Genomic DNA, 23,007 nt, shown 5'->3' with positions numbered 1-23,007 from the left:
CCAGCCGCGCTCCGACCGGCCCAAACCGGCCTCCGCCCCCCGGGCGTGGGACGATGGAGGCTACGTACAGATCCGACCCGACCCGACATCGACCCGAGACACGGCGTTCGGCGTCTCAAGAATCAGGACCCTGCGTGCCCGCGACTCCTCTCCACGTGCCCGAGCCGAGCCGTACCGACCCGGCGCTGATCCGCAATTTCTGCATCATCGCGCACATCGACCACGGCAAGTCGACCCTTGCCGACCGGATGCTCCAGCTGACCGGGGTGGTCGACCAGCGGCAGATGCGCGCTCAGTACCTCGACCGGATGGACATCGAGCGCGAGCGCGGCATCACCATCAAGTCCCAGGCGGTCCGGCTGCCCTGGGCGCCGACGAGCGGCGAGGGCCAGGGCAGCACCCACGTCCTCAACATGATCGACACCCCGGGACACGTCGACTTCACCTACGAGGTCTCCCGCTCGCTGGCCGCCTGCGAGGGCACGATCCTGCTGGTCGACGCCGCGCAGGGCATCGAGGCCCAGACGCTGGCCAACCTCTACCTGGCGATGGAGAACGACCTCACCATCGTCCCGGTGCTCAACAAGATCGACCTGCCGGCCGCCCAGCCCGAGAAGTTCTCCGAGGAGCTGGCCACCCTCATCGGCTGCCAGCCCGAGGACGTGCTCAAGGTCTCCGCGAAGACCGGCATGGGCGTCGACGCGCTGCTGGACCGCGTGGTCAAGGACATCCCGGCGCCGGTCGGCGTCGCGGACGCCCCGGCCCGCGCGATGATCTTCGACTCGGTCTACGACTCCTACCGGGGCGTCGTCACGTACGTCCGGGTCGTCGACGGTTCGCTGAACAAGCGCGAGCGCATCCGGATGATGTCGACCGGCGCCACCCACGAGCTGCTGGAGATCGGGGTCTCCTCCCCGGAGATGACCCCGTCCGACGGCATCGGCGTCGGCGAGGTCGGCTACATCATCACCGGGGTGAAGGACGTCCGGCAGTCCAAGGTCGGTGACACGATCACCTCGCTGAACAACGGGGCGACCGAGGCGCTGGGCGGATACAAGGACCCCAAGCCGATGGTGTTCTCGGGGCTCTACCCGCTGGACGGTTCGGACTACCCGGACCTGCGCGAGGCCCTGGACAAGCTCCAGCTCAACGACGCCGCCCTGGTGTACGAGCCCGAGACGTCCGCCGCGCTCGGCTTCGGCTTCCGCGTCGGCTTCCTCGGCCTGCTCCACCTCGACGTGGTCCGCGAGCGCCTGGAGCGCGAGTTCGGTCTCGACCTCATCGCCACCGCGCCCAACGTGGTCTACCGGGTCGAGATGGAGGACGGCACCGAGCACACCGTCACCAACCCGAGTGAATTCCCCGAGGGCAAGATCGACAAGGTGTACGAGCCGGTCGTCCGGGCCACGGTCCTGGCGCCCAGCGAGTTCATCGGCGCGATCATGGAGCTGTGCCAGCAGCGCCGCGGCACCCTGCTCGGCATGGACTACCTCTCCGAGGACCGGGTCGAGATCCGCTACACCCTGCCGCTCGCGGAGATCGTCTTCGACTTCTTCGACCAGCTGAAGTCCAAGACGCGCGGTTACGCCTCGCTGGACTACGAGCCCACCGGCGAGCAGGACGCGCAGCTCGTCAAGGTCGACATCCTGCTGCACGGCGACAAGGTGGACGCCTTCTCCGCGGTCACGCACAAGGACAAGGCGTACGCGTACGGCGTGCGGCTGGTCGCCAAGCTGCAGAAGCTCATCCCCCGGCAGAACTTCGAGGTGCCGATCCAGGCCGCCATCGGGTCCCGGGTCATCGCCCGTGAGACCGTCCGCGCCATCCGCAAGGACGTGCTCGCCAAGTGCTACGGCGGTGACATCTCCCGTAAGCGGAAGCTGCTGGAGAAGCAGAAGGAGGGCAAGAAGCGGATGAAGATGGTCGGCAACGTGGAGGTGCCCCAGGACGCCTTCATCGCGGTGCTGTCGACCGACGAGTCCGCGGGCGAGGCCAAGGCCAAGAAGTAACTACCGGTCGGTAGGAAAACGGGCCCCCGTGCCGCAGAACCCTGCGGCGCGGGGGCCCGTTCGTTATGAAGCGGGGTCCCGTTGCCTCTTACGCCCGGCGCGCGGGCGCTTTACCCTGATCACGGCTTCGTAGTTACTCGCCAGTTAAACAAGCAGGATCAAGCACATAGACGCACGCGGAGAGCAAGCCGCAACCAGCAGCCGGTCGTGAAGCACTGCCGTAGGCCCGGAGGATGTCGTGAGCGACACACAGACCATGATCGAGAACCGTCCGCCGTCCGTGGCGACCCTCTTCATCGACCGGGTGGCCGCCACCCCGGACGCGGAGGCCTACCGCTACCCCGTCCCGCCGGCCGACGGCGAGGGCCCCGACGCCTGGCGTTCGCTCAGCTGGGCCGAGGCCGCCGAGCGCGTCTACGCCGTCGCGGCCGGGCTGATCGCGCTGGGCGTACGCCCGGAGGAGCGCGTCGCGCTCGCCTCCAGCACCCGGGTCGAATGGATCCTCGCCGACCTCGGCGTCATGTGCGCGGGCGCCGCGACCACCACGGTCTACCCCTCCACCAACGCCGACGAGTCGGCGTTCATCCTCTCCGACTCCGAGAGCCGGGTCCTCATCGCCGAGGACGCCGCCCAGCTCGCCAAGGCCCGCGAGCGCCGCACCGAGCTGCCCGCCCTCTCCCACGTCGTCGTCATCGACGCCGAGGGCGTGGAACCGGCCGAGGGTGACCCCGAGGGCTGGCTGCTCACCCTGGCCGAGCTGGAGGCGCTGGGCAACGAGCACCTGGCCGAGCACCCGGACGCCATCAAGGCGCGGGTCGGGGCGATCACCTCCGACCAGCTCGCCACCCTCATCTACACCTCCGGCACCACCGGCCGCCCCAAGGGCGTACGGCTGCCGCACGACAACTGGTCGTACATGGCCAAGGCCACCGTCGCCACCGGGCTGATCACCAAGGACGACGTCCAGTACCTCTGGCTGCCACTCGCCCACGTCTTCGGCAAGGTGCTCACCTCCGGCCAGATCGAGGTCGGCCACGTCACCGCCGTCGACGGCCGGGTCGACAAGATCATCGAGAATCTGCCCGTCGTCCAGCCGACCTACATGGCGGCCGTTCCGCGCATCTTCGAGAAGGTCTACAACGGTGTCGCGGCCAAGGCCCGTGCCGGGGGCGGGGCCAAGTACAAGATCTTCCAGTGGGCGGCCGGCGTCGCCCGCGAGCACGCCCGGGTCTCCCAGGACAACTTCCGCCGCACCGGCACCGCCTCCGTGCCCTTCGGGCTCGGTGCCAAGCACAAGGTCGCCGACACCCTCGTCTACGCCAAGATCCGCGAGGCCTTCGGCGGCCGGCTCCGCGCCTGCGTCTCCGGCTCCGCCGCGCTCGCCCCCGACATCGGCTTCTTCTTCGCCGGCGCCGGCATCCACATCCTGGAGGGCTACGGCCTCACCGAGTCCAGCGCCGCCTCCTTCGTCAACCCCGGCGAGGCCTACCGCACCGGCACCGTCGGCAAGCCGCTCCCCGGCACCGAGGTCCGCATCGCCGACGACGGCGAGATCCTGCTGCGCGGCCCCGGCATCATGCAGGGCTACCAGGGCCTGCCCGACAAGACGGCCGAGGTGCTGGAGGCCGACGGCTGGTTCCACACCGGCGACATCGGCGAACTGTCCGTGGACGGCTATCTGCGGATCACCGACCGCAAGAAGGACCTGATCAAGACCTCCGGCGGCAAGTACATCGCGCCCGCCGAGGTCGAGGGCCAGTTCAAGGCCGTCTGCCCGTTCGTCTCCAACATCCTCGTGCACGGCGCCGACCGGAACTTCTGCACCGCGCTGATCGCCCTCGACGAGCCGACCATCCTCGGCTGGGCCGCCGAGAACGGCATGGAGGGCAAGGCGTACGCCGACGTGGTCGCCTCCCCGAAGACCGTCGAGCTGATCGACGGCTACGTCAAGCGCCTCAACGAGGGACTCCAGCGCTGGCAGACCATCAAGAAGTTCCGTCTGCTCCCGCGCGACCTCGACATCGAGCACGGCGAGGTCACGCCCAGCCTCAAGCTGAAGCGGCCCGTCGTCGAGCGCACCTACAAGGACCTGATCGACGAGATGTACGCGGGTTCGCGCGAGGCCTGAGACACGGCTCCGCTCCACGGCCCCACCAGCCCGGCGCACACCGTGCGCCGGGCTGGTGCGCCGGAGTGCGCCGCGCGGCCAATTCCGTAACTCGTCGCGTATGCCAGGAGCCGATCTGTCACTCTGTCCGTGTCGTCGTCGGTCCTGGGCCGGCACCGCGAGCCCTCCCACGGCCCGCGGCACCGCCCGAACGGAGAACAGGCAGAGCGAGAACAGGTCAGGAGCCGCCCTGTGGGGTCCATTCCCTTGCAGCGGGACATCGTGGAGCATTCCGGAGCCGCCGGCCCGTCCGGCGCGGGACAGCCGGTCGCCCGGACGAGTCTGCCCGGGAACCTGCTGGCGCCCGCCGCGGCCCGGCGTTTCGTCGCCGCCGCGCTCACCGAATGGAGCGGGCTCGGGCTCCCCGCGGCCGTCGGCTTCAGCGAGCGGCTGTCCGACGACGCGGCGGTCGTCGTCAGCGAACTCGTCACCAACGCCGTCGTACACGCCGGAACCAACGTGGAACTCCTCTTCCGGCTGGAGGAGGCCACCGACGAGGAGGCCTCCGCCCTGGTCCTGGAGGTCTCCGACCACCACCCCACCCGCGCCGTGCGCAGCGACCGCGCCGACAACGCCGCGGCGGCCGGCGCCCCGGGCGAACCACCCGAGTACGGACGCGGCCTGGAACTCGTCGCCACCCTCGCCGAACGCTGGGGCATCACCTACCGCACCGGCCTCAAGACCGTCTGGGCCCGGCTCCCCGTCGACGACTGGAACCCCTTCCCCGACAACCGCCCCGAATCCGGCTTCCAGCAGGGTCTGCGCGCCGCCGAACTCCTCGCCCCCACCGCCCGGCGCGCCCTGCGCGACGACGCGGACTGGGCGGGCCGGGGCGCGCTCTCCTTCCTCGCCGAGGCCTCGGACCTGCTGGCCGGACAGCTCGACGAGGACATCGTCGCCGCGCTCGCCGGACAGTTACTGGTCCCCAGGCTCGCCGACTGGTGCGCGATCTGGCTGGAACCCGAGAGCGGCGGCCGGGCCGCCGTCCCGCGCCTGGCCAAGGTGTGGCACGTCGACGAGACCCGCATCCCGAAGCTGCGCGCCCAGCTGGAGGACGACCCGCTGCGCCTGCCGGAACGGGTCGGAACCGGCCCCGTCTCCATGGACTGGCCCGGCAGCGGCGAGGAGGAGGGCCAGAAGCCCGGCGAGGGCGTCGCCCTCGCCTACCGGATCACCTCCGGCGGCCGCACCCTCGGCGCCGTCTACCTCGGCCGCGAGGGCATCGTCAGGGTCCCCGACGAGGTCACCGCGCTGATCGAGGACTTCGTCCGCCGGGTCGGCCTCGCCGTCGGCGCCGCCCGCGCCTACACCCGCCAGGCCACCATCAGCCGGATCCTCCAGCGCGGACTGCTGCCGAGCAAGGTCGCCGACATACCGGGAGTGGCCAGCTCCCTCGTCTACGAACCCAGCGACGACGGGGTGGTCGGCGGCGACTTCTACGACATCTTCCCGTGCCCCGGCGACCGCTGGTGCTTCGTCCTCGGCGACGTCCAGGGCAGCGGCCCCGAGGCGGCCGTCGTCACCGGGCTCGCCCGCCCCTGGCTGCGGCTGCTGGCCCGCGAGGGCTTCCAGGCCGACGAGGTCCTGGTCCGGCTCAACCGGCTGCTCCTCGACGACGCGATGGAGGCAGCCGAGGCCGCCGCCCTCATGGTCGCCGCCGCCGGGGGCCAGCACTCGGCGGACAGCGGGCAGTCCCGGTTCCTCTCCCTGCTCTACGGGGAGCTCGTCCCGCTGCCCGGCGGCGGGGCCCGCTGCACCCTGGCCAGCGCCGGCCATCCGCTGCCCCTGCTGCTGCGCCCCGACGGCACGGTCCGCCCGGCCGCCGAACCGCAGCTGCTCCTCGGGGTGATGGACGACGCCGTCTACGAGACCCAGAGCTTCGAGCTGGCCCCCGGCGACAGCCTGCTCTGCGTCACCGACGGGGTGACCGAGCGGCGCTCGGGACCGCTGATGTTCGACGACGGGGACGGGCTCGCACAGGCGCTGTCCGGGTGCGCGGGGCTGGACGCCGAGGGCATCGCGGAGCGCATCAAGAACGCCGTGCACGCCTTCGCCGAACGCCCGCCGGACGACGATCTGGCCCTGCTGGTCCTCCAGGCCGAATAACGCCGAACAAACAAGGCCGAGCGTCCGCCGCACGGCCTTCGTGAGGCCTTCGTGCGGCCGACGCACGGCCGTGGCGTCGGTTCGCCGGACGGCGCGCGACAATGGGCGGTATGCCTTCCGTACTGCCCGATGGTGAACCCGTGCCCGACGACGGGGCGCTGCCCCGCCACGCCCTGGAAGGCGCCGCAGACCGCCCGCTCGGCTTCTACCTGCACGTGCCCTACTGCGCGACCCGCTGCGGCTACTGCGACTTCAACACCTACACCGCGACCGAGCTGCGCGGCTCCGGCGGGGCGCTGGCCTCCCGCGACAACTACGCCGCCCATCTCGTCGGCGAGGTCCGCCGGGCCCGGAAGGTCCTCGGCGACGACCCCCGGCAGGTCCGTACGGTCTTCGTCGGCGGGGGCACCCCGACCCTGCTGGCCGCCGCCGACCTGGTGCGGATGCTGGCCGCGATCCGGGAGGAGTTCGGACTCGCGGACGACGCGGAGATCACCACCGAGGCCAACCCCGAGTCGGTCGGCCCCGCCTACCTCGCCGAACTGCGCGAGGGCGGCTTCAACCGGATCTCCTTCGGCATGCAGAGTGCCCGGCAGCACGTCCTGAAGATCCTCGACCGCACCCACACCCCCGGCAGGCCCGAGGCGTGCGTCGCCGAGGCCAGGGCGGCCGGCTTCGACCACATCAACCTCGACCTGATCTACGGCACGCCCGGCGAGTCCGACGACGACTGGCGCGCCTCCCTCGACGCGGCGATCGGCGCCGGCCCCGATCACGTCTCGGCGTACGCGCTGATCGTGGAGGAGGGCACCCAGCTGGCCCGCCGGATCAGGCGCGGCGAGATCCCCATGACGGACGACGACGCCCACGCCGACCGCTACCTCATCGCCGACGAGGTGCTGGCCGCGGCCGGCTACTCCTGGTACGAGGTGTCGAACTGGTCCCGGACGCCCGAGGGCCGCTGTCTGCACAACGAGCTGTACTGGCGCGGGGCCGACTGGTGGGGCGCCGGCCCCGGCGCCCACAGCCACGTCGGCGGGGTGCGCTGGTGGAACGTGAAGCACCCCGGGGCGTACGCGCAGGCGCTGGCCGAGGGGCGCTCGCCCGGCGCGGGCCGCGAGATCCTCTCCGACGAGGACCGGCGCGTCGAGCGGATCCTGCTGGAGCTCCGCCTCGTCGACGGCTGCCCGCTCTCCCTGCTCGCCCCGGCCGGGCTCGCCGCGGCCGCCCGCGCCGTGGCCGACGGCCTGCTGGAGCCGGGACCGTACGGCGAGGGGCGCGCGGTGCTCACACTGCGCGGGAGGCTCCTGGCGGACGCGGTGGTGCGGGACCTGGTGGACTGAGCCCGCCCGGGGCCCGCAGCCCGCTCCGCATCCGGTGCGGCCCCCGGACGGGTCGGGTCACCGGGCCCTCGGGCCGCGCCCTACTCGGCGGGGGCGGTCACGAAATCGATGAGATGTTCCACCCGCCCCAGCAGCTCCGGCTCCAGGTCCTTGTAGGAGCGCACCTTCGACAGGATGTGCTGCCAGGCCGCGCCCGTGTTCTCCGGCCAGCCCAGCGCCCGGCAGACGCCCGTCTTCCAGTCCTGGCCGCGCGGGACCCGGGGCCAGCCGGGAATGCCCAGCGACGACGGCTTCACCGCCTCCCAGACGTCGATGTACGGATGGCCGACCACCAGCACGTTCCCGTCGGTCACCCGGGCCGCGATACGGGACTCCTTGGAGCCCGGGACCAGATGGTCGACCAGGACCCCGAGCCGGGCGTCGGGCGCCGGCCCGAACGCGTCGACGATCGCGGGGAGATCGTCGATGCCCTCCAGGTACTCGACGACCACGCCCTCGATCCGGAGGTCGTCGCCCCAGACCCGCTCCACCAGCTCGGCGTCGTGCCGGCCCTCCACGTAGATCCGCCCGGCGCGCGCCACCCGCGCCCGCGCGCCGGGCACCGCGACCGAGCCCGAGGCCGTGCGCGCGGGACGCACCGGACCCCCGGCCGCCGGGCGCACCAGCGTGACGACGCGCCCCTCCAGCAGGAAGCCGCGCGGTGCCATCGGGAAGACCCGGTGCTTGCCGAACCGGTCCTCCAGGGTGACGGTCGGCCCCTCGGCGGTCTTCTCGCAGCGGATCACCGCACCGCAGAAGCCGGTGGCGACCTCCTCCACGACCAGATCGGGATCCGCGGGCACCTCGGGCACGGGGGCGGACCGCTTCCACGGCGGGGTCAGGTCCGGCTGGTAGCTGCGCATCGCACGACGATAAGCGGCGGGCGGTCCGCGGTCCCGCCTTTCGGCTCCACGCCGGGCCCGCCGCACGCCGGACCGCGGGCCGGTCCACCGAAATCACCTCGGGCCCGCCGCACGCCGGACCGCGGTCCCGCCCAACGGATTCACGCCGGGTCCGGCACGTCGAACCGCCGGGCCAGGTCGTCCCGCTGGGCCCGGACGAACGCGGCGTCCACCACGGCCCCGTGCCCCGGCACGTACCGGGCCTCCTCGCCGCCCAGCTCCAGCAGCCGGTCCAGGGAGGCCGGCCAGCGCGCGGGGACGGCGTCCGGGCCCGCCTGCGGCTCGCCCGACTCCTCGACGAGATCGCCGCAGAACACGACCGGGGGAGACCCGGGCACCAGGACGGCCAGGTCGTGGCCGCTGTGCGCCGCGCCGAGGTTCACCAGCAGCACCTCGCGCCCGCCGCCCAGATCGAGCACGGACTCGCCCGTCACCTCGTGCGCCGGGGCCACCAGCGCCTCGGCGGACTCGGCGGCGTCCCGTTCCGGCAGCCCCTGGGCCACGGCGTCGGCGCGCAGCTCCTCCGCCCCGGCCCGTAGCAGTGCGGCGGTGCCGGCCGCCCCGTACACCTGTGCCCCGGGGAACGCCGCGGTGCCGAGCACATGATCGAAATGGGGGTGGCTGAGTGCGATATGCGTCACCCTCCGGCCCAGCATCGCCTCTGCCTGGGCGCGCACTTCGGCGGCTTCGCGGAGTGACGAGCCGGTGTCGCAGAGCAGCACGCCGTCGGCCCCGGCCACCAGGAGAACGGTCGCGTCCCACACCGGAAGGCGTCGCCGCCCCACCCCGTGTCCGAGCCGCTCCCAGCCGAAGTCTTCCCAAGAGGCGTCCATACCGCGACGCTATCGGCAACGACCTGCGCAGTCTCGGGGTAGCGTGGCCGGTCGCCCTTGCTAGGGGGCCACCCCGTCGCCGTACACTGACCGGGGCAGGGCTGGCACTCGTCCGCGCAGAGTGCCAGGGACGGACCCGGGAACGGCCCGAGAACGACCGAGGTACACAGCTGGAGGTGTGCGCGATGCTCAGCGAACGCAGACTCGAAGTGTTGCGCGCCATCGTCCAGGACTATGTCGGCACCGAGGAGCCCGTCGGCTCCAAGGCGCTCACCGAGCGGCACAAGCTGGGGGTCTCCCCGGCCACCGTGCGCAACGACATGGCGGTGCTGGAGGACGAGGGATTCATCGCCCAGCCGCACACCAGCGCCGGGCGCATCCCGACGGACAAGGGCTACCGGCTCTTCGTCGACAAGCTCGCGGGCGTCAAGCCCCTGTCGTCGCCGGAGCGTCGCGCCATTCAGAACTTCCTCGACGGCGCGGTCGACCTCGACGACGTCGTGGGCCGCACCGTACGGCTGCTCGCGCAGCTGACCCGGCAGGTCGCCGTCGTGCAGTACCCCTCGCTGACCCGTTCGACGGTGCGGCACGTGGAGCTGCTCTCCCTGGCGCCCGCCCGGCTGATGCTCGTGCTCATCACGGACACCGGCCGGGTCGAACAGCGCATGGTGGACTGTCCCGCGCCCTTCGGCGAGACGTCCCTGGCGGATCTGCGCGCGCGGCTCAACAGCCGCGTCGTGGGCCGCCGTTTCGCGGACGTCCCGCAGCTGGTGCAGGACCTGCCGGAATCCTTCGAGAGCGAGGACCGGGGAACCGTGTCCACCGTGCTCTCGATCCTGCTCGAAACCCTCGTCGAGGAGACGGAGGAGCGGCTGATGATCGGCGGCACCTCCAACCTCACCCGCTTCGGACACGACTTCCCGGTGATGATCCGGCCGGTGCTGGAGGCACTGGAGGAGCAGGTCGTGCTGCTGAAGCTGCTCGGCGAGGCCAAGGACTCGGGCATGACCGTACGAATCGGGCATGAGAACGCCCACGAGGGGCTGAACTCCACGTCCGTCGTCGCGGTCGGCTACGGTTCGGGCGACGAGGCAGTCGCCAAACTCGGCGTGGTCGGACCGACCCGCATGGACTACCCCGGAACGATGGGAGCGGTACGCGCAGTGGCACGTTACGTCGGACAGATCCTGGCGGAGTCGTAAGTGGCCACGGACTACTACGCCGTACTCGGCGTGCGCCGCGACGCTTCCCAGGACGAGATCAAGAAGGCCTTCCGGAGGCTCGCCCGCGAGCTGCACCCGGACGTGAACCCCGATCCGAAGACCCAGGAGCGGTTCAAGGAGATCAACGCCGCCTACGAGGTGCTGTCGGACGCCCAGAAGAAGCAGGTCTACGACCTGGGCGGCGACCCGCTGTCCGCCTCCGGCGGCGGCGGTGCGGGCGGCTTCGGACAGGGCGGCTTCGGCAACTTCTCCGACATCATGGACGCCTTCTTCGGCACGGCCTCGCAGCGCGGACCGCGCTCGCGCACCCGCCGCGGCCAGGACGCCATGATCCGGCTGGAGATCGACCTCGCCGAGGCGGCCTTCGGGACGACCAAGGACATCCAGGTCGACACCGCCGTCGTCTGCACGACGTGCAGCGGCGAGGGCGCGGCCCCCGGCACCTCCGCGCAGACCTGTGACATGTGCCGCGGCCGCGGTGAGGTCTCCCAGGTCACCCGGTCCTTCCTGGGCCAGGTCATGACCTCGCGCCCCTGCCCGCAGTGCCAGGGCTTCGGCACGGTCGTGCCGACCCCGTGCCCGGAGTGCGCCGGTGACGGCCGCATCCGCTCCCGGCGCACGCTCACCGTGAAGATCCCCGCCGGTGTCGACAACGGCACCCGCATCCAGCTCGCGGGCGAGGGCGAGGTCGGCCCCGGCGGCGGCCCGGCCGGCGACCTGTACGTCGAGATCCACGAGCTGCCGCACAGCGTCTTCCAGCGGCGCGGCGACGATCTGCACTGCACGGTCACCATCCCCATGACGGCGGCGGCCCTCGGCACCAAGGTGCCGCTGGAGACGCTGGACGGTCTGGAGGAGGTCGACATCCGGCCCGGCACCCAGTCCGGCCAGTCCGTCCCGCTGCACGGGCGCGGTGTCACGCATCTGCGCGGCGGCGGCGGTCGCGGCGACCTCATCGTGCACGTCGAGGTGATGACCCCGACCAAGCTCGACCCCGAGCAGGAGCGGATGCTGCGCGAGCTGGCCAAGATCCGCGGCGAGGAGCGGCCCACCGGGCAGTTCCAGCCCGGCCAGCAGGGCCTGTTCTCGCGCCTCAAGGACGCGTTCAACGGCCGCTAGGGCGTGTGATCGATGAGGTACGGGCCCGGTTTCGCCGGGCCCGTACCTCATTTACGGACAAATCACGGACACGGGGTGTGCGTCACGGGACGGGAAGGACATGACACGATGCGGTCATGTCATCCGCACTGACCGATCTCTGCCGGTATCCGATCGTGCAGGCCCCGATGGCGGGCGGTGCCGCCTGTCCGGAACTGGTCGCCGCCGTCTGCGAGGCCGGCGGGCTCGGCTTCCTGGCCGCCGGGTACAAGACGGCGGACGGCATGTACCACGAGATCACCCAGACGCGCGGACTCACCGGCCGGCCCTTCGGCGTCAACCTCTTCATGCCGCAGCCCGTGCTCACCGACCCGGCCGCCGTCGAGGTCTACCGGCAGCAGCTCGCGGGCGAGTCCACCTGGTACGAGACCCCGCTCGGCGACACCGACTCCTGTGGCGACGACGGCTTCGACGCCAAGCTCGCCATCCTGCTGGAGGACCCGGTCCCGGTCGTCTCCTTCACCTTCGGCTGCCCCTCCCGCGACACGCTCGACGCCTTCGCCGCGGCCGGTACGTACACCGTCGTCACGGTCACCACGCCCGAGGAGGCCCAGGCCGCCCAGTGGGCCGGGGCCGACGCCGTCTGCGCCCAGGGCGTCGAGGCGGGCGGCCACCAGTCCACGTTCCACGACGACCCGCAGACGGGCGGCGCCGGGACCGGGCTGCTCAGCCTGGTCACCCAGGTCCGCGAGACCGTGCAGATACCGGTCGTCGCCGCCGGCGGGCTGATGCGCGGCGCGCAGATCGCCGCCGTGCTCGCCGCGGGGGCCGACGCCGCACAGCTCGGCACCGCCTTCCTGCCCTGCCCCGAGTCCGGGGCCCATGTGCTGCACAAACAGGCCCTCACCAACCCCCTGTTCACGCGCACCACGCTGACCCGGGCCTTCTCGGGCCGCCCGGCCCGCGGCCTGGTCAACCGCTTCGTGCGCGAGCACGGACCGTACGCCCCCGCCGCCTATCCACAGGTCCACCATCTGACCGCGCCGCTGCGCAAGGCGGCCGCCCGCACCGGGGACGCCCAGGGCATGGCACTGTGGGCGGGGCAGGGCCACCGGATGGTCCGCGAGATGGCGGCCGGCCGGCTGGTACGCCTGCTCGCCGAGGAACTGGACGCCGCGAGCGCGGCGTTGAGCACGAGGAGCACACCGTGACGGCACCCGTCTTCGTCGTCGACCAGCTGCCGCAGGGCCCCGGATTCGTCCTGGACGGCCCCGAGGGCCGGCACGCCGTGTCGGTGAAGCGCCTGCGCGCGGGGGAGGACGTCGTCCTCACCGACGGCCGGGGCCGCTGGGCCGAGGGCGTCGTCACCGCGGCCGAGGGCAAGGACCGGCTGACCGTCGGAGGCCTGGAGACCGTCCACGAGGAGCCGCCGGCCGCCGCCCGCATCACCGTCGTCCAGGCCCTGCCCAAGGGCGACCGGGGCGAACTGGCCGTCGAGACGATGACGGAGACCGGCGTCGACGCGATCGTGCCCTGGCAGGCCGCCCGCTGCATCACCCAGTGGAAGGGCGAACGGGGCCTGAAGTCGCTCGCGAAATGGCGCGCTACGGCCCGCGAGGCCGGGAAGCAGTCCCGTCGGGTCCGCTTCCCGGACGTCGCGGACGCGGCGACCACCCGCCAGGTTGCCGCACTTCTGGCCACGGCCGACTTCGCCGCCGTCCTGCACGAGGACCGCGACCACCCCAGCGAGCCGCTGGCCACCGTCCCGCTGCCCGCCGAGGGCGAGATCGTGCTGGTCGTGGGCCCGGAGGGCGGCGTCTCACCGGAGGAACTGGCCGTCTTCGCCGAGGCCGGGGCGCGGATCTGCCGGCTCGGCCGGAGCGTACTGCGCACCTCCACGGCGGGCACCGCGGCCACCGCGTTGCTGCTGGGACGCACGGGCCGCTGGTCATGAGGGGTGGCGCCCGCACCCCTCACGGGTGAATCGGCGTCCACTTCAGGGGTGTTGTGGCCGCAAGCGGACTACCGCTCCGTCAGGAGCGGTGGGAAGCTGCCCGTATGGGGACATCAAGGGCATGGGGTCGCCGAACGACCCGTCGCTTTCCGGCCGCGTTCGCTCTGGCCGCCGCAGCCGTCGCCGGCCTGACCGCCTGCGAACCGGGGAACGGGCTGAACACCGCGTCCATCGCCGTGACCACCGACAGCACCGCCACCCGCGCCCTGGAGCACGAGGGCGTCCATGTGCAGTGGCTGAGCTGCACCGCCTCCACCGACGGGGGCGACGGCGGGGCGGGTTCGCCGAGCACCTCCGCCGAGCGCATCGCCTCCGTGGACTGCAACGGCCGCACCAAGGAGGGCAAGGACATCAGCGTCAGCGGCCGGGTCGACCGCGAGGTCGAAGGCCGGTGCGTCCGGGGCGACATGACGGCGAAGGCCGCCGGACGCACCGTCTTCCGGGCCAGCCTCCTCGGCAACTGCTCCGCCCCGCCCTCCACCCGCGCACCGGTGGGCCTCATCGGGGGCGGGAGCGGTGGCGGAGGGGGCGGCGGAGCCCGGCCGACGGTCACCGTGACCGTCACGGTCACCGAACATCCCCAGGGCAAATGACCGGGCCGTCCCCCGCACGGAGGGCGGACTCCGGCCAACCCCGTTCCGCCCGCAGGACCGGAGACCTAGGCTGATCGTCGTGACACAGCCTTCCTACCTCCGGTACCCCCATGTCCAGGGCGAACTGATCGCCTTCACCGCCGAGGACGATGTCTGGCTCGCGCCGCTGGAGGGCGGTCGCGCCTGGCGGGTCAGCGCCGACAACCGCCCCGTCACCCAGCCGCGCATATCGCCCGACGGCACCCTGGTCGCCTGGACGTCCACCCGGGACGGGGCGCCCGAGGTGCACCTCGCCCCCGTCGACGGCGGGCCCGCGCGGCGGCTGACCCACTGGGGCGACGCCCGGACCACCGTCCGCGGCTGGACGCCCGACGGCGAGGTGCTGGTCACCAGCACCCAGGGCCAGATGTCGCTGCGCCGCACCTGGGCGCGGGCCGTCCCGGTCGACGGCGGACCCGCCCGCACCCTGCCGTACGGACCGGTCGGCTCCCTGGCGTACGGGCCCGGCGGACGCGTCCTGCTGCTCTCGGCCACCATGGGGCGCGAGGCCGCCACCTGGAAGCGCTACCGGGGCGGCACGGCCGGCAAGCTGTGGCTCGCGACGGAGGAGGACCCGGCGGAGTTCGCCCGGGTCCACGCCGGACTCGACGGCAACATCGAATGCCCGATGTGGGTCGGCGGACGCCTCGCGTTCCTCTCCGACCACGAGGGCGTCGGCGCCCTCTACTCCTCCCTCCCCGACGGCACCGACCTGCGCCGCCACACCGGCACCGACGGCTTCTACGCCCGGCACGCCACCACCGACGGCACCCGCGTCGCCTACGCGAGCGCCGGCGAACTGTGGCTCCTGGACGATCTGGAGGGCGCGGAACCGCGCCGCGCCGACATCCGGCTCGGCGGCCAGCGCGCCGACCTCCAGCCGCACCCCGTGCACGCCGGCAGCCATCTGAGCGCCGCCTCCCCGGACCGCACCGGCCGCGGCAGCGCCGTCGGCTCCCGGGGCGCCGTCCACTGGGTCACCCACCGCGAGGGCCCGGCCCGCGCGCTGGCCGCCGAACCCGGCGTACGGGCCAGGCTGCCGCACACCTTCCAGGCCGACGGCGACCAGCACGTCGTCTGGGTCACCGACGCCGAGGGCGACGACGCGCTGGAGTGCGCGCCCGCCACCGGCACCGCCCCGGGCGCCGTCCCCCGCCGCCTCGCCGCGGGCCGGATCGGCCGGGTCCTGGACCTCGCGCCCGCCCCCGACGGCAGCCGGTTCGCCGTCGCCGCCCACGACGGCCGGATCCTGATCGTCGAACGGGAGAGCGGCGAGGTCCACGAGGTGGACCGCAGCGAGCACGGCGACGCCTCCGGGCTGGCCTTCTCGCCCGACTCCGCCTGGCTCGCCTGGTCGCACCCCGGACCCGAGCCGCTCGCCCAGATCAAGCTGGCCCACCTCGCCGACCTCTCGGTCTCCGAGGCCACCCCGCTGCGCTTCCGGGACTTCGCCCCCGCCTTCACCACCGACGGCAAGCACCTGGCGTTCCTCTCCGAGCGGGCCTTCGACCCGATCTACGACTCGCACGTCTTCGACCTCGCGTTCATCGGCGCCTGCCGGCCGCATCTGCTGACGCTCGCCGCGACCACCCCCTCCCCGTTCGGACCGCAGCTCCACGGCCGGCCGACCGAGAAGGAGAAGAGCGGCGACGCCGAGGACAACCCCACCGCGCTCCCCGTCACCCGCATCGACCTCGACGGACTCGCCGACCGGATCGTCCCGCTGCCCGTCGAGGCCGCCAGCTACTCCTCGCTGAGGGCGGCCAGGGACGGACTGCTGTGGCTGCGCCACCCCGTCGTCGGCGTCCTCGGCACCAGCGCCGCCGGCCCCGACGCCCACCAGCCCGAGACCGTCCTGGAGCGCTACGACCTGGAGAAGCTGCGCTGCGAGGAACTGGCCTCCGACATCCGCCGGTTCGCCGTCAGCGGCGACGGCAAGCGGCTGGTGCTGCACAGCCGGGGCCGGCTCCGCGTCGTGCCGTCCGACAGCCGGGTCTCCGGCGACGACGACCACGACAGCGACGGCAACGTCGTCGTCGACCTCTCCCGGATCCGCCGGATCCTCGACCCGGCCGCCGAATGGCGCCAGATGTACGACGAGACCGGCCGCGTGATGCGGGACAACTACTGGCGGCCCGACATGGGCGGCGTCGACTGGGACGGCGTCCTGGACCGCTACCGCCCGGTCCTGGACCGGGTCGCCACCCACGACGACCTGGTCGACCTGCTCTGGGAGGTCCAGGGCGAACTCGGCACCTCGCACGCCTACGTCAACCCGTCCGGCGGCTGGCGCGACGACGCGGCCCGTCAGGGGCTGCTCGGCGCCGACCTCTCACGCGCGGACGACGGGAGCTGGCGGATCGACCGCATCCTGCCCTCCGAGACCTCCGACCCGGAGGCCCGCTCCCCACTGGCCGCTCCCGGCGTCGCGGTCCGGCCCGGCGACGCGATCACGGCCGTCGACGGCCAGGCCGTCGACCCGCTGACCGGACCCGCCCCGCTGCTCGCCGGCTCGGCGGGCAAGCCCGTCGAGCTGACCGTCTCCCCGGTCGACGGCGGGGACCCCCGCCATGTCGTCGTCGTCCCGGTCGCCGACGAGGAGGCCCTGCGCTACCACGCCTGGGTCGCCGACCGCCGCCGCCATGTCCACGAGCGGTCCGGCGGACGCCTCGGCTACCTCCACGTCCCCGACATGGTCGGCTCCGGCTGGGCCCAGATCCACCGCGACCTGCGCACCGAGGTGGCCCGCGAGGGCCTGGTCGTGGACGTGCGGGAGAACCGCGGCGGCCACACCTCGCAACTGGTCGTCGAGAAGCTGGCCCGCCGCATCGTCGGCTGGGACCTGCCCCGCGGCATGCGCGCCACCAGCTACCCGGGCGACGCCCCGCGCGGACCGGTGGTGGCCGTGGCCAACGAGTTCTCCGGCTCGGACGGCGACATCGTGAACGCGGCGATCAAGGCGCTTGGCATCGGCCCCGTCGTCGGCGTACGCACCTGGGGCGGTGTGGTGGGCATCGACAGCCGCTACCGGCTCGTCGACGGCACGCTGGTCACCCAGCCCAAGTACGCCTTCTGGCTGGACGGATACGGCTGGGGCGTGGAGAACCACGGCGTCGATCCCGACGTCGAGGTCGTCATGACACCGCAGGACCACGCGGCCGGCCGCGATCCGCAGCTGGAGGAGGCGATCCGGATCGCCCTGGAGTCGCTGGCCCGCACCCCGGCGAAGACGGCGCCCGCCCTGCCGGAGTAGGAACGGGGCGGGCCGGCGCGGGGCCGGGCGGCGGACACGGGGGGCGCACACCGCCGCCCGTGTCCGGGCAGCCCTCCCGCCCCCGGCCCGCGCCCCCCCGGTGCCCGTCTCAGGGGGCCTCCCCCCGCCCGCTAGGCTGCCCCGTAACGGATCACCGCGACCCCAAGGAGCGTCCCCATGGCGGGAGAGCCGCAGCCCGACTGCCTGTTCTGCAAGATCGTCTCGGGGGAGATCCCGGCCACCATCGTCCGGGAGACCGACACCACGGTCGCCTTCCGCGACATCAATCCCCAGGCCCCCACCCACGTCCTCGTCATCCCGCGCCTGCACCACCCCGACGCCGCCTCCCTCGCCGCCGCCGAGCCCCAGGTCCTCGCCGACGTCCTGCGCGAGGCGGGGAACGTGGCCGCCGACGAGAAGATCGACGGCACCGGCTACCGGGTCGTGTTCAACACCGGCGCCGGCGCCGGACAGACCGTCTTCCACGCCCACGCCCACGTGCTGGGAGGCCGCGGCCTCCAGTGGCCCCCCGGTTAGAGAGAGGAACGGCCACTCCCCGTGTCCGCCCGTGAACTCGTCGTCCTCGGCACCGCCAGCCAGGTCCCGACCCGGCACCGCAACCACAACGGCTATCTGCTGCGCTGGGACGGCGAGGGCATCCTCTTCGACCCCGGCGAGGGCACCCAGCGCCAGATGCTGCGGGCGGGCGTCGCCGCGCACGACATCGACCGGATCTGCGTCACGCACTTCCACGGCGACCACGCGCTGGGCCTGGCCGGGGTGATCCAGCGGATCAACCTCGACCAGGTCCCGCACCCCGTCACCGCCCACTACCCGGCGAGCGGACAGCACTTCTTCGACCGGCTGCGGTACGCCACCGCCTACCGCGAGTCCGTCGAGCTGACCGAGGCCCCGGTGGACACCGACGGACCGCTGGCCACCACCGCCGCGTACACCCTGGAGACCCACCGGCTCTCCCACCCCGTCGAGTCCTACGGCTACCGGGTCGTCGAGCCCGACGGACGGCGCATGCTGCCCGCGAAGCTCGCCGAGCACGGCATCACCGGACCCGACGTCGGACGGATCCAGCGCGAGGGCTCACTCGGCGCGGTCGGTCTCGACGACGTCTCCGAGCCCAGGCGCGGACAGCGGTTCGCGTTCATCATGGACACCAGGCTCTGCGACGGCGTCCACGCCCTCGCCGAGGGCTGCGACCTGCTGGCCATCGAATCGACCTTCCTCGACGAGGACGAACGGCTGGCCACCGACCACGGCCATCTGACCGCCGGGCAGGCCGCCCGGGTCGCGAAGGAGGCGGGCGTACGGCATCTCGTGCTCACCCACTTCTCGCAGCGCTACCCGGACCCGGAGGCCTTCGAGACCCAGGCACGCGCCGCCGGCTTCGAGGGCGCGCTGACCATCGCCGAGGACCTGATCCGTGTCCCCGTACCCTCCCGGCACCCCTGACACACCCGCACCACCTGCGTAAGCGAGAAACCCCGTGCACCTCCCCAAGGCAGAACTCCACCTCCACATCGAGGGAACCCTCGAACCCGAACTGGCCTTCGCGCTCGCCGCCCGCAACGGCGTCACGCTGCCCTTCGCCGACACCGGGGAACTGCGCACCGCCTACCTCTTCGAGGACCTCCAGAGCTTCCTCAACCTCTACTACGCGCTGATGGCCGTCCTGCGGACCGAGGACGACTTCACCGAACTCGCCGACGCCTACCTCGCCCGCGCCGCCGCGCAGGGCGTGCGCCACGCGGAGATCTTCTTCGACCCGCAGGCGCACACCGCCCGGGGCGTCCCGGTCGCCACCGTCGTCGAGGGACTCGGCCGGGCCCTGGAGCGCAGCGAGGAGAAGCACGGCATCTCCACCCAGCTGATCATGTGCTTCCTGCGCGACCAGTCCGCCGACTCCGCCCTGGAGACCCTGGAGGCCGCCCGGCCGCATCTGCACCGGATCAGCGGCATCGGCCTGGACTCCGCCGAGGTCGGCCACCCGCCCGCGAAGTTCCGCAAGGTGTACGAGGCCGCCGGCGCGCTCGGGCTGCGCAAGGTCGCCCACGCCGGCGAGGAGGGGCCGCCCGCCTACATCCGCGAGGCGCTCGACGTCCTCGGCGTGGAGCGCATCGACCACGGGCTGCGCTGCATGGAGGACCCGGAGCTGGTGGAGCGGCTGGTCGCCGAGCGGGTGCCGCTCACCCTCTGCCCGCTCTCCAACGTCCGGCTTCGGGCGGTCGACACCCTGGAGGACCACCCGCTGCGGGCCATGCTGGACGCCGGGCTGCTCTGCACGGTCAACTCCGACGACCCCGCCTACTTCGGGGGGTACGCCGGAGACAACTTCCGGGCCGTCCACGAGGCGCTCGGCCTGGACCGCGAGCAGTTGCGCACCCTGGCGCGCAACTCCTTCGAGGCGGCCTTCCTCGACCACGACGAGGAGCGCAGGGCGCGCTATCTGTCCGAGGTCGAGGCGTACGCGTTCGACTGACCGCCCCCGGCCGGCCCGGCCGCCCGGAAGGCGCTCCGGACCGGCCGCCTGCGGCGTACCGGCAGGCTGATCTCCGCGACGGGCTGCTCGGGCGCGCCCAGCTTCGGGACCGCGCCCGGCACCGCGCCGGTGGTGACCGCGAGCAGGGCCGCCGGGGCACCGCCCCTGCGGCGCACCGAACCCGGCACCAGCGGACGCCCGCCGGTGTGCAGCGCCACCGCCGTCACCGGCACCGCGACCAGCAGGGTCACCGTGCCCAGGATCAGCCCCATCACGGGGAACCCCGCCTCCTCGGACAGCACGCTGCCGAGCACCGGGCCGCAGGCCACGCCGACCGAGGAGGCGGAGCCCGCGAGCACCGCCCAGCGGCCGCGCACGTCCAGCGAGGCGGCCAGACCGATCAGGTACGAGAGGACCACCGGGTAGACGGTGTTCCAGAGGATCTCGCCGGTCGCGAACGAGCCGAGGCTGCCGGCCGAGGAACTGAGCACGATGCTCGCCGCGATGACGACGGTGCCCAGGCCGATCGGGACGGCCCGGCCGAGCCGGGCCCCGAGCACCCCGGCCCCCATCACACCGAGCAGACCGGCGCCGAGCGCGGCGGCGAACACTGCGCCGATGGTGACCTCGGAGAGGCCGACCTGGTCCACGCCGATACGGCTGCTGACGCCCCACAGCGCGTTCTGCGCCATCGACCAGACGAGCATGCCGCCCGCCAGCACCAGACCGGAGCGGCGGTGCGGCAGCCGCCCCGAGGCGGGGACGGCCGGTCCGGCGGGGGCGAAGTCGCCGAGCCGTGAGGTGGCCGGCCACACCAGCAGCGCCACCAGGGCGATCGAGGCGAACGGCAGCCGGTGGCCGCCGCCGAGGTGGGGGACGGTCAGGTAGAGGGCGCCCGCGGTCGCCGAGACGCTGAGCAGCCCCAGCGAGGAGGCGCGGTGCGGGTCGCTCTGCGCGGCGATGCCCGAGGCGGCCACCGCGGTCGCCGTACCGGAGCCGAGGCCGCCGATCACCACGCCCAGGACGACCAGCGGCACCGAGTGCGCGAGCGCCGCGCAGCCGTAGCCGACCGCGGCCAGCACCAGCCCGAGCCGGGCCGGCCGGCGCGGGCCGAGGGTCTCCACCCGCCCCGCCAGACAGAACCCCGCCGTGGCCGAACTCAGCAGCAGCGCGCTGCCGACCAGACCGGCCTGCGCGGTGCTGAGGCCCAGATGGACGGAGAGCCGTCCCACGATGGTGGGGAGGAGGTAGGCGGCGAGGTAACCGGCGGTGAACACGGCGACCAGGGGCCACGCGGCGCGAGGGCGCGAGGACATGGGCGTTCCTGAAGACATGCCAGAGGAGGCGGAAAGGCGGAGCGGGAAGGGTGATGCGGAAAACCAGGCACAACGGGGCGATGCGGAGCAGAGCGGCGTGATGCTGGGTCATGCGGGACTCGGCCACACATGTCGGGAGATCCCCGACGGTGGTCGCGGGCCAATTTGTATCAAGCGCCCCCGGTTCCCCGAAAGCCGACATGCCGTGATCTGGGTCACATATGCGTTTGGCATGGTCCGGCCTGGGTAGTGACGCATGTTTATGCAGGTCAGGGTCTGGTTGTGCGGTGCCGCCGCCGGGCTCGGCGCGGACCCCGCACCCACGGACGGGAATCGGGCACACTGGCCGGAACCGCCACGACCGGGGAGTGCAGGGTGAGCGCAGAGAATCCGGGGATCGACCCGTTGGACGGACTGCGCGCACCGCAGGACCCGCAGTGCGACGTCTTCCTGACCGGCACGGTCTTCCTCGACATCATCTTCACCGGCCTGGACAGCGCTCCGGTCCGCGGCACCGAGTCCTGGGCGCGCGGCATGGGCTCCAGCCCCGGCGGCGTCGCCAACATGGCCACCGCGCTCGCCCGCCTCGGCCTGCGCACCTCGCTCGCCGCCGCCTTCGGCGACGACCACTACGGCGAGTACTGCTGGGACGCCCTCGAACAGGGCGAGGGCATCGACCTGTCCATGTCCCGCACCGTCCGCGGCTGGCACTCCCCGGTCACCGTCTCCATGGCCTACGAGGGCGAACGCACCATGGTCTCCCACGGCCACGAGGCACCGCCCCCGTCACCTCCGGCGGCGGCATCCGCCCCCGCCTCCTTCCCGCGGTGCCCGCCCCGCGCCCGCGCCGCCATCGCCTCGCTCACCCCCGGCCGCTCCGAACCCTGGGTCGCCGCCGCGGCCCGCCACGGCGCCGCCGTCTTCGGCGACGTCGGCTGGGACGACACCGGCCGCTGGGACCTGGACGCGCTGCCCGACCTGGAGCACTGCCAGGCCTTCCTCCCCAACGCCGAGGAGGCCATGCGCTACACCCGTACCGCCTGCCCCCGCGCCGCCGCCCACGCCCTGGCCGAACGCGTCCCCCTCGCCGTCGTCACCCTCGGCGCCGAGGGTGCCTACGCCGTCGACGCCTCCACCGGCACCAGCGCCGAGGTCCCCGCCATCGCCGTGGAAGCCCTCGACCCGACCGGCGCCGGGGACGTCTTCGTCGCCGGCTTCGTCACCGGCACCCTCGCCAACTGGCCCCTCGCCGACCGCCTCGCCTTCGCGGGCCTCACCGCCGCGCTCTCCGTCCAGGAGTTCGGCGGCTCGCTCTCCGCCCCCGGCTGGCAGGAGGTCGCCGCCTGGTGGGAACGCATCCGCACCCTCAGCGGCCAGGACCCCGCCGCCCTCCACCGCTACGCCTTCCTCCAGGACCTGCTGCCCGCCGCCGCCCGCCCCTGGCCGCTGCGCCGGGCCGTGCCCACCATCGGCTTCCGGCCCTGACCGGACGGGGTCTCCCGCGGGATTTCCGCCGGTGAAAACCTCTCGGCGTTGTCGGTGGGGAGTCGTAGGCTTGGTACTCCGGAGGTTTTCGAG

General features: G+C 73.0%; 17 protein-coding genes. 14 read left to right on the top strand and 3 right to left on the bottom strand.

Annotated features, from left to right (window positions below; all coding sequences use genetic code 11):
- Nucleotides 1–134 precede the first annotated feature (134 nt).
- The 4 genes from lepA (at nt 135) to hemW (ending at nt 7,625) form a co-directional block, all read left to right on the top strand.
- The gene (gene lepA / locus ACFVDM_RS04795; RefSeq protein WP_383633225.1) at nt 135–2,009 is read left to right on the top strand and encodes a translation elongation factor 4; all 1,875 of its coding nucleotides are present in this window, start codon (nt 135–137) and stop codon (nt 2,007–2,009) included.
- Between the two features lie 238 nt (nt 2,010–2,247).
- On the top strand, nt 2,248–4,137 hold the full coding sequence (locus ACFVDM_RS04790) for an AMP-dependent synthetase/ligase (protein WP_383633222.1): 1,890 nt from the start codon (nt 2,248–2,250) through the stop codon (nt 4,135–4,137).
- Nucleotides 4,138–4,383: 246 nt separating this feature from the next.
- Nucleotides 4,384–6,282 carry a SpoIIE family protein phosphatase gene (locus tag ACFVDM_RS04785; protein ID WP_383633550.1) on the top strand — a complete coding sequence of 633 codons (1,899 nt, stop codon included), beginning with the start codon at nt 4,384–4,386 and terminating at the stop codon, nt 6,280–6,282.
- Between the two features lie 101 nt (nt 6,283–6,383).
- Nucleotides 6,384–7,625, top strand: a complete 1,242-nt coding sequence (gene hemW / locus ACFVDM_RS04780; RefSeq protein WP_383633219.1) for a radical SAM family heme chaperone HemW — start codon at nt 6,384–6,386, stop codon at nt 7,623–7,625.
- An 80-nt stretch (nt 7,626–7,705) separates the two neighbouring features.
- Here hemW and ACFVDM_RS04775 read toward each other — a convergent pair whose 3' ends face one another.
- Both ACFVDM_RS04775 and ACFVDM_RS04770 read right to left on the bottom strand, forming a co-directional pair.
- Nucleotides 7,706–8,527, bottom strand: a complete 822-nt coding sequence (locus tag ACFVDM_RS04775) for a DUF3097 domain-containing protein (protein ID WP_383633216.1) — start codon at nt 8,525–8,527, stop codon at nt 7,706–7,708.
- A 140-nt stretch (nt 8,528–8,667) separates the two neighbouring features.
- Nucleotides 8,668–9,399: an MBL fold metallo-hydrolase gene (locus ACFVDM_RS04770; protein ID WP_383633214.1), complete on the bottom strand. Its 732-nt coding sequence runs from the start codon at nt 9,397–9,399 to the stop codon at nt 8,668–8,670.
- A gap of 185 nt (nt 9,400–9,584) precedes the next feature.
- On the opposite strand from ACFVDM_RS04770, the gene hrcA reads away from it, so the two are divergent.
- The 9 genes from hrcA (at nt 9,585) to ACFVDM_RS04725 (ending at nt 20,113) form a co-directional block, all read left to right on the top strand.
- Nucleotides 9,585–10,601: a heat-inducible transcriptional repressor HrcA gene (gene hrcA, locus ACFVDM_RS04765; RefSeq protein ID WP_383633211.1), complete on the top strand. Its 1,017-nt coding sequence runs from the start codon at nt 9,585–9,587 to the stop codon at nt 10,599–10,601.
- Nucleotides 10,602–11,741: a molecular chaperone DnaJ gene (gene dnaJ / locus ACFVDM_RS04760; RefSeq protein WP_383633208.1), complete on the top strand. Its 1,140-nt coding sequence runs from the start codon at nt 10,602–10,604 to the stop codon at nt 11,739–11,741.
- A gap of 116 nt (nt 11,742–11,857) precedes the next feature.
- Complete coding sequence (locus tag ACFVDM_RS04755; protein WP_383633206.1) at nt 11,858–12,931, top strand: nitronate monooxygenase; 1,074 nt, start codon at nt 11,858–11,860, stop codon at nt 12,929–12,931.
- Nucleotides 12,928–13,674, top strand: a complete 747-nt coding sequence (locus tag ACFVDM_RS04750; protein WP_383633203.1) for a 16S rRNA (uracil(1498)-N(3))-methyltransferase — start codon at nt 12,928–12,930, stop codon at nt 13,672–13,674. Before ACFVDM_RS04755 ends, ACFVDM_RS04750 begins: the two co-directional genes overlap by 4 nt.
- 104 nt (nt 13,675–13,778) lie before the next feature.
- Nucleotides 13,779–14,327 (top strand): hypothetical protein, encoded by a 549-nt coding sequence (locus ACFVDM_RS04745; protein WP_383633200.1) that lies wholly within the window; start codon nt 13,779–13,781, stop codon nt 14,325–14,327.
- A gap of 79 nt (nt 14,328–14,406) precedes the next feature.
- Entirely contained in the window at nt 14,407–17,619 is a 3,213-nt protein-coding gene (locus ACFVDM_RS04740; RefSeq protein ID WP_383633197.1) for a S41 family peptidase, read from the top strand.
- Nucleotides 17,620–17,796: 177 nt separating this feature from the next.
- Nucleotides 17,797–18,156, top strand: a complete 360-nt coding sequence (locus ACFVDM_RS04735; protein ID WP_383633194.1) for a histidine triad nucleotide-binding protein — start codon at nt 17,797–17,799, stop codon at nt 18,154–18,156.
- A 21-nt stretch (nt 18,157–18,177) separates the two neighbouring features.
- Nucleotides 18,178–19,086, top strand: coding sequence for a ribonuclease Z (locus ACFVDM_RS04730; RefSeq protein ID WP_383633191.1), 909 nt, complete (start codon nt 18,178–18,180; stop codon nt 19,084–19,086).
- Nucleotides 19,087–19,120: 34 nt separating this feature from the next.
- Complete coding sequence (locus ACFVDM_RS04725) at nt 19,121–20,113, top strand: adenosine deaminase (RefSeq protein ID WP_383633189.1); 993 nt, start codon at nt 19,121–19,123, stop codon at nt 20,111–20,113.
- On the opposite strand, the gene ACFVDM_RS04720 is transcribed toward ACFVDM_RS04725, so the two are convergent.
- Nucleotides 20,077–21,429, bottom strand: coding sequence for an MFS transporter (locus ACFVDM_RS04720; protein WP_383633186.1), 1,353 nt, complete (start codon nt 21,427–21,429; stop codon nt 20,077–20,079). The genes ACFVDM_RS04725 and ACFVDM_RS04720 overlap by 37 nt on opposite strands.
- A gap of 375 nt (nt 21,430–21,804) precedes the next feature.
- On the opposite strand from ACFVDM_RS04720, the gene ACFVDM_RS04715 reads away from it, so the two are divergent.
- Entirely contained in the window at nt 21,805–22,914 is a 1,110-nt protein-coding gene (locus ACFVDM_RS04715) for a PfkB family carbohydrate kinase (protein WP_383633183.1), read from the top strand.
- Nucleotides 22,915–23,007: the final 93 nt, after the last annotated feature.

It is taken from the genome of Streptomyces sp. NPDC057682, assembly GCF_042799575.1.
Classification (GTDB): Bacteria; Actinomycetota; Actinomycetes; order Streptomycetales; family Streptomycetaceae; genus Streptomyces.
Note: the sequence above shows the minus strand (reverse complement) of the source record. Positions and strands in the feature narration are given on the sequence as shown.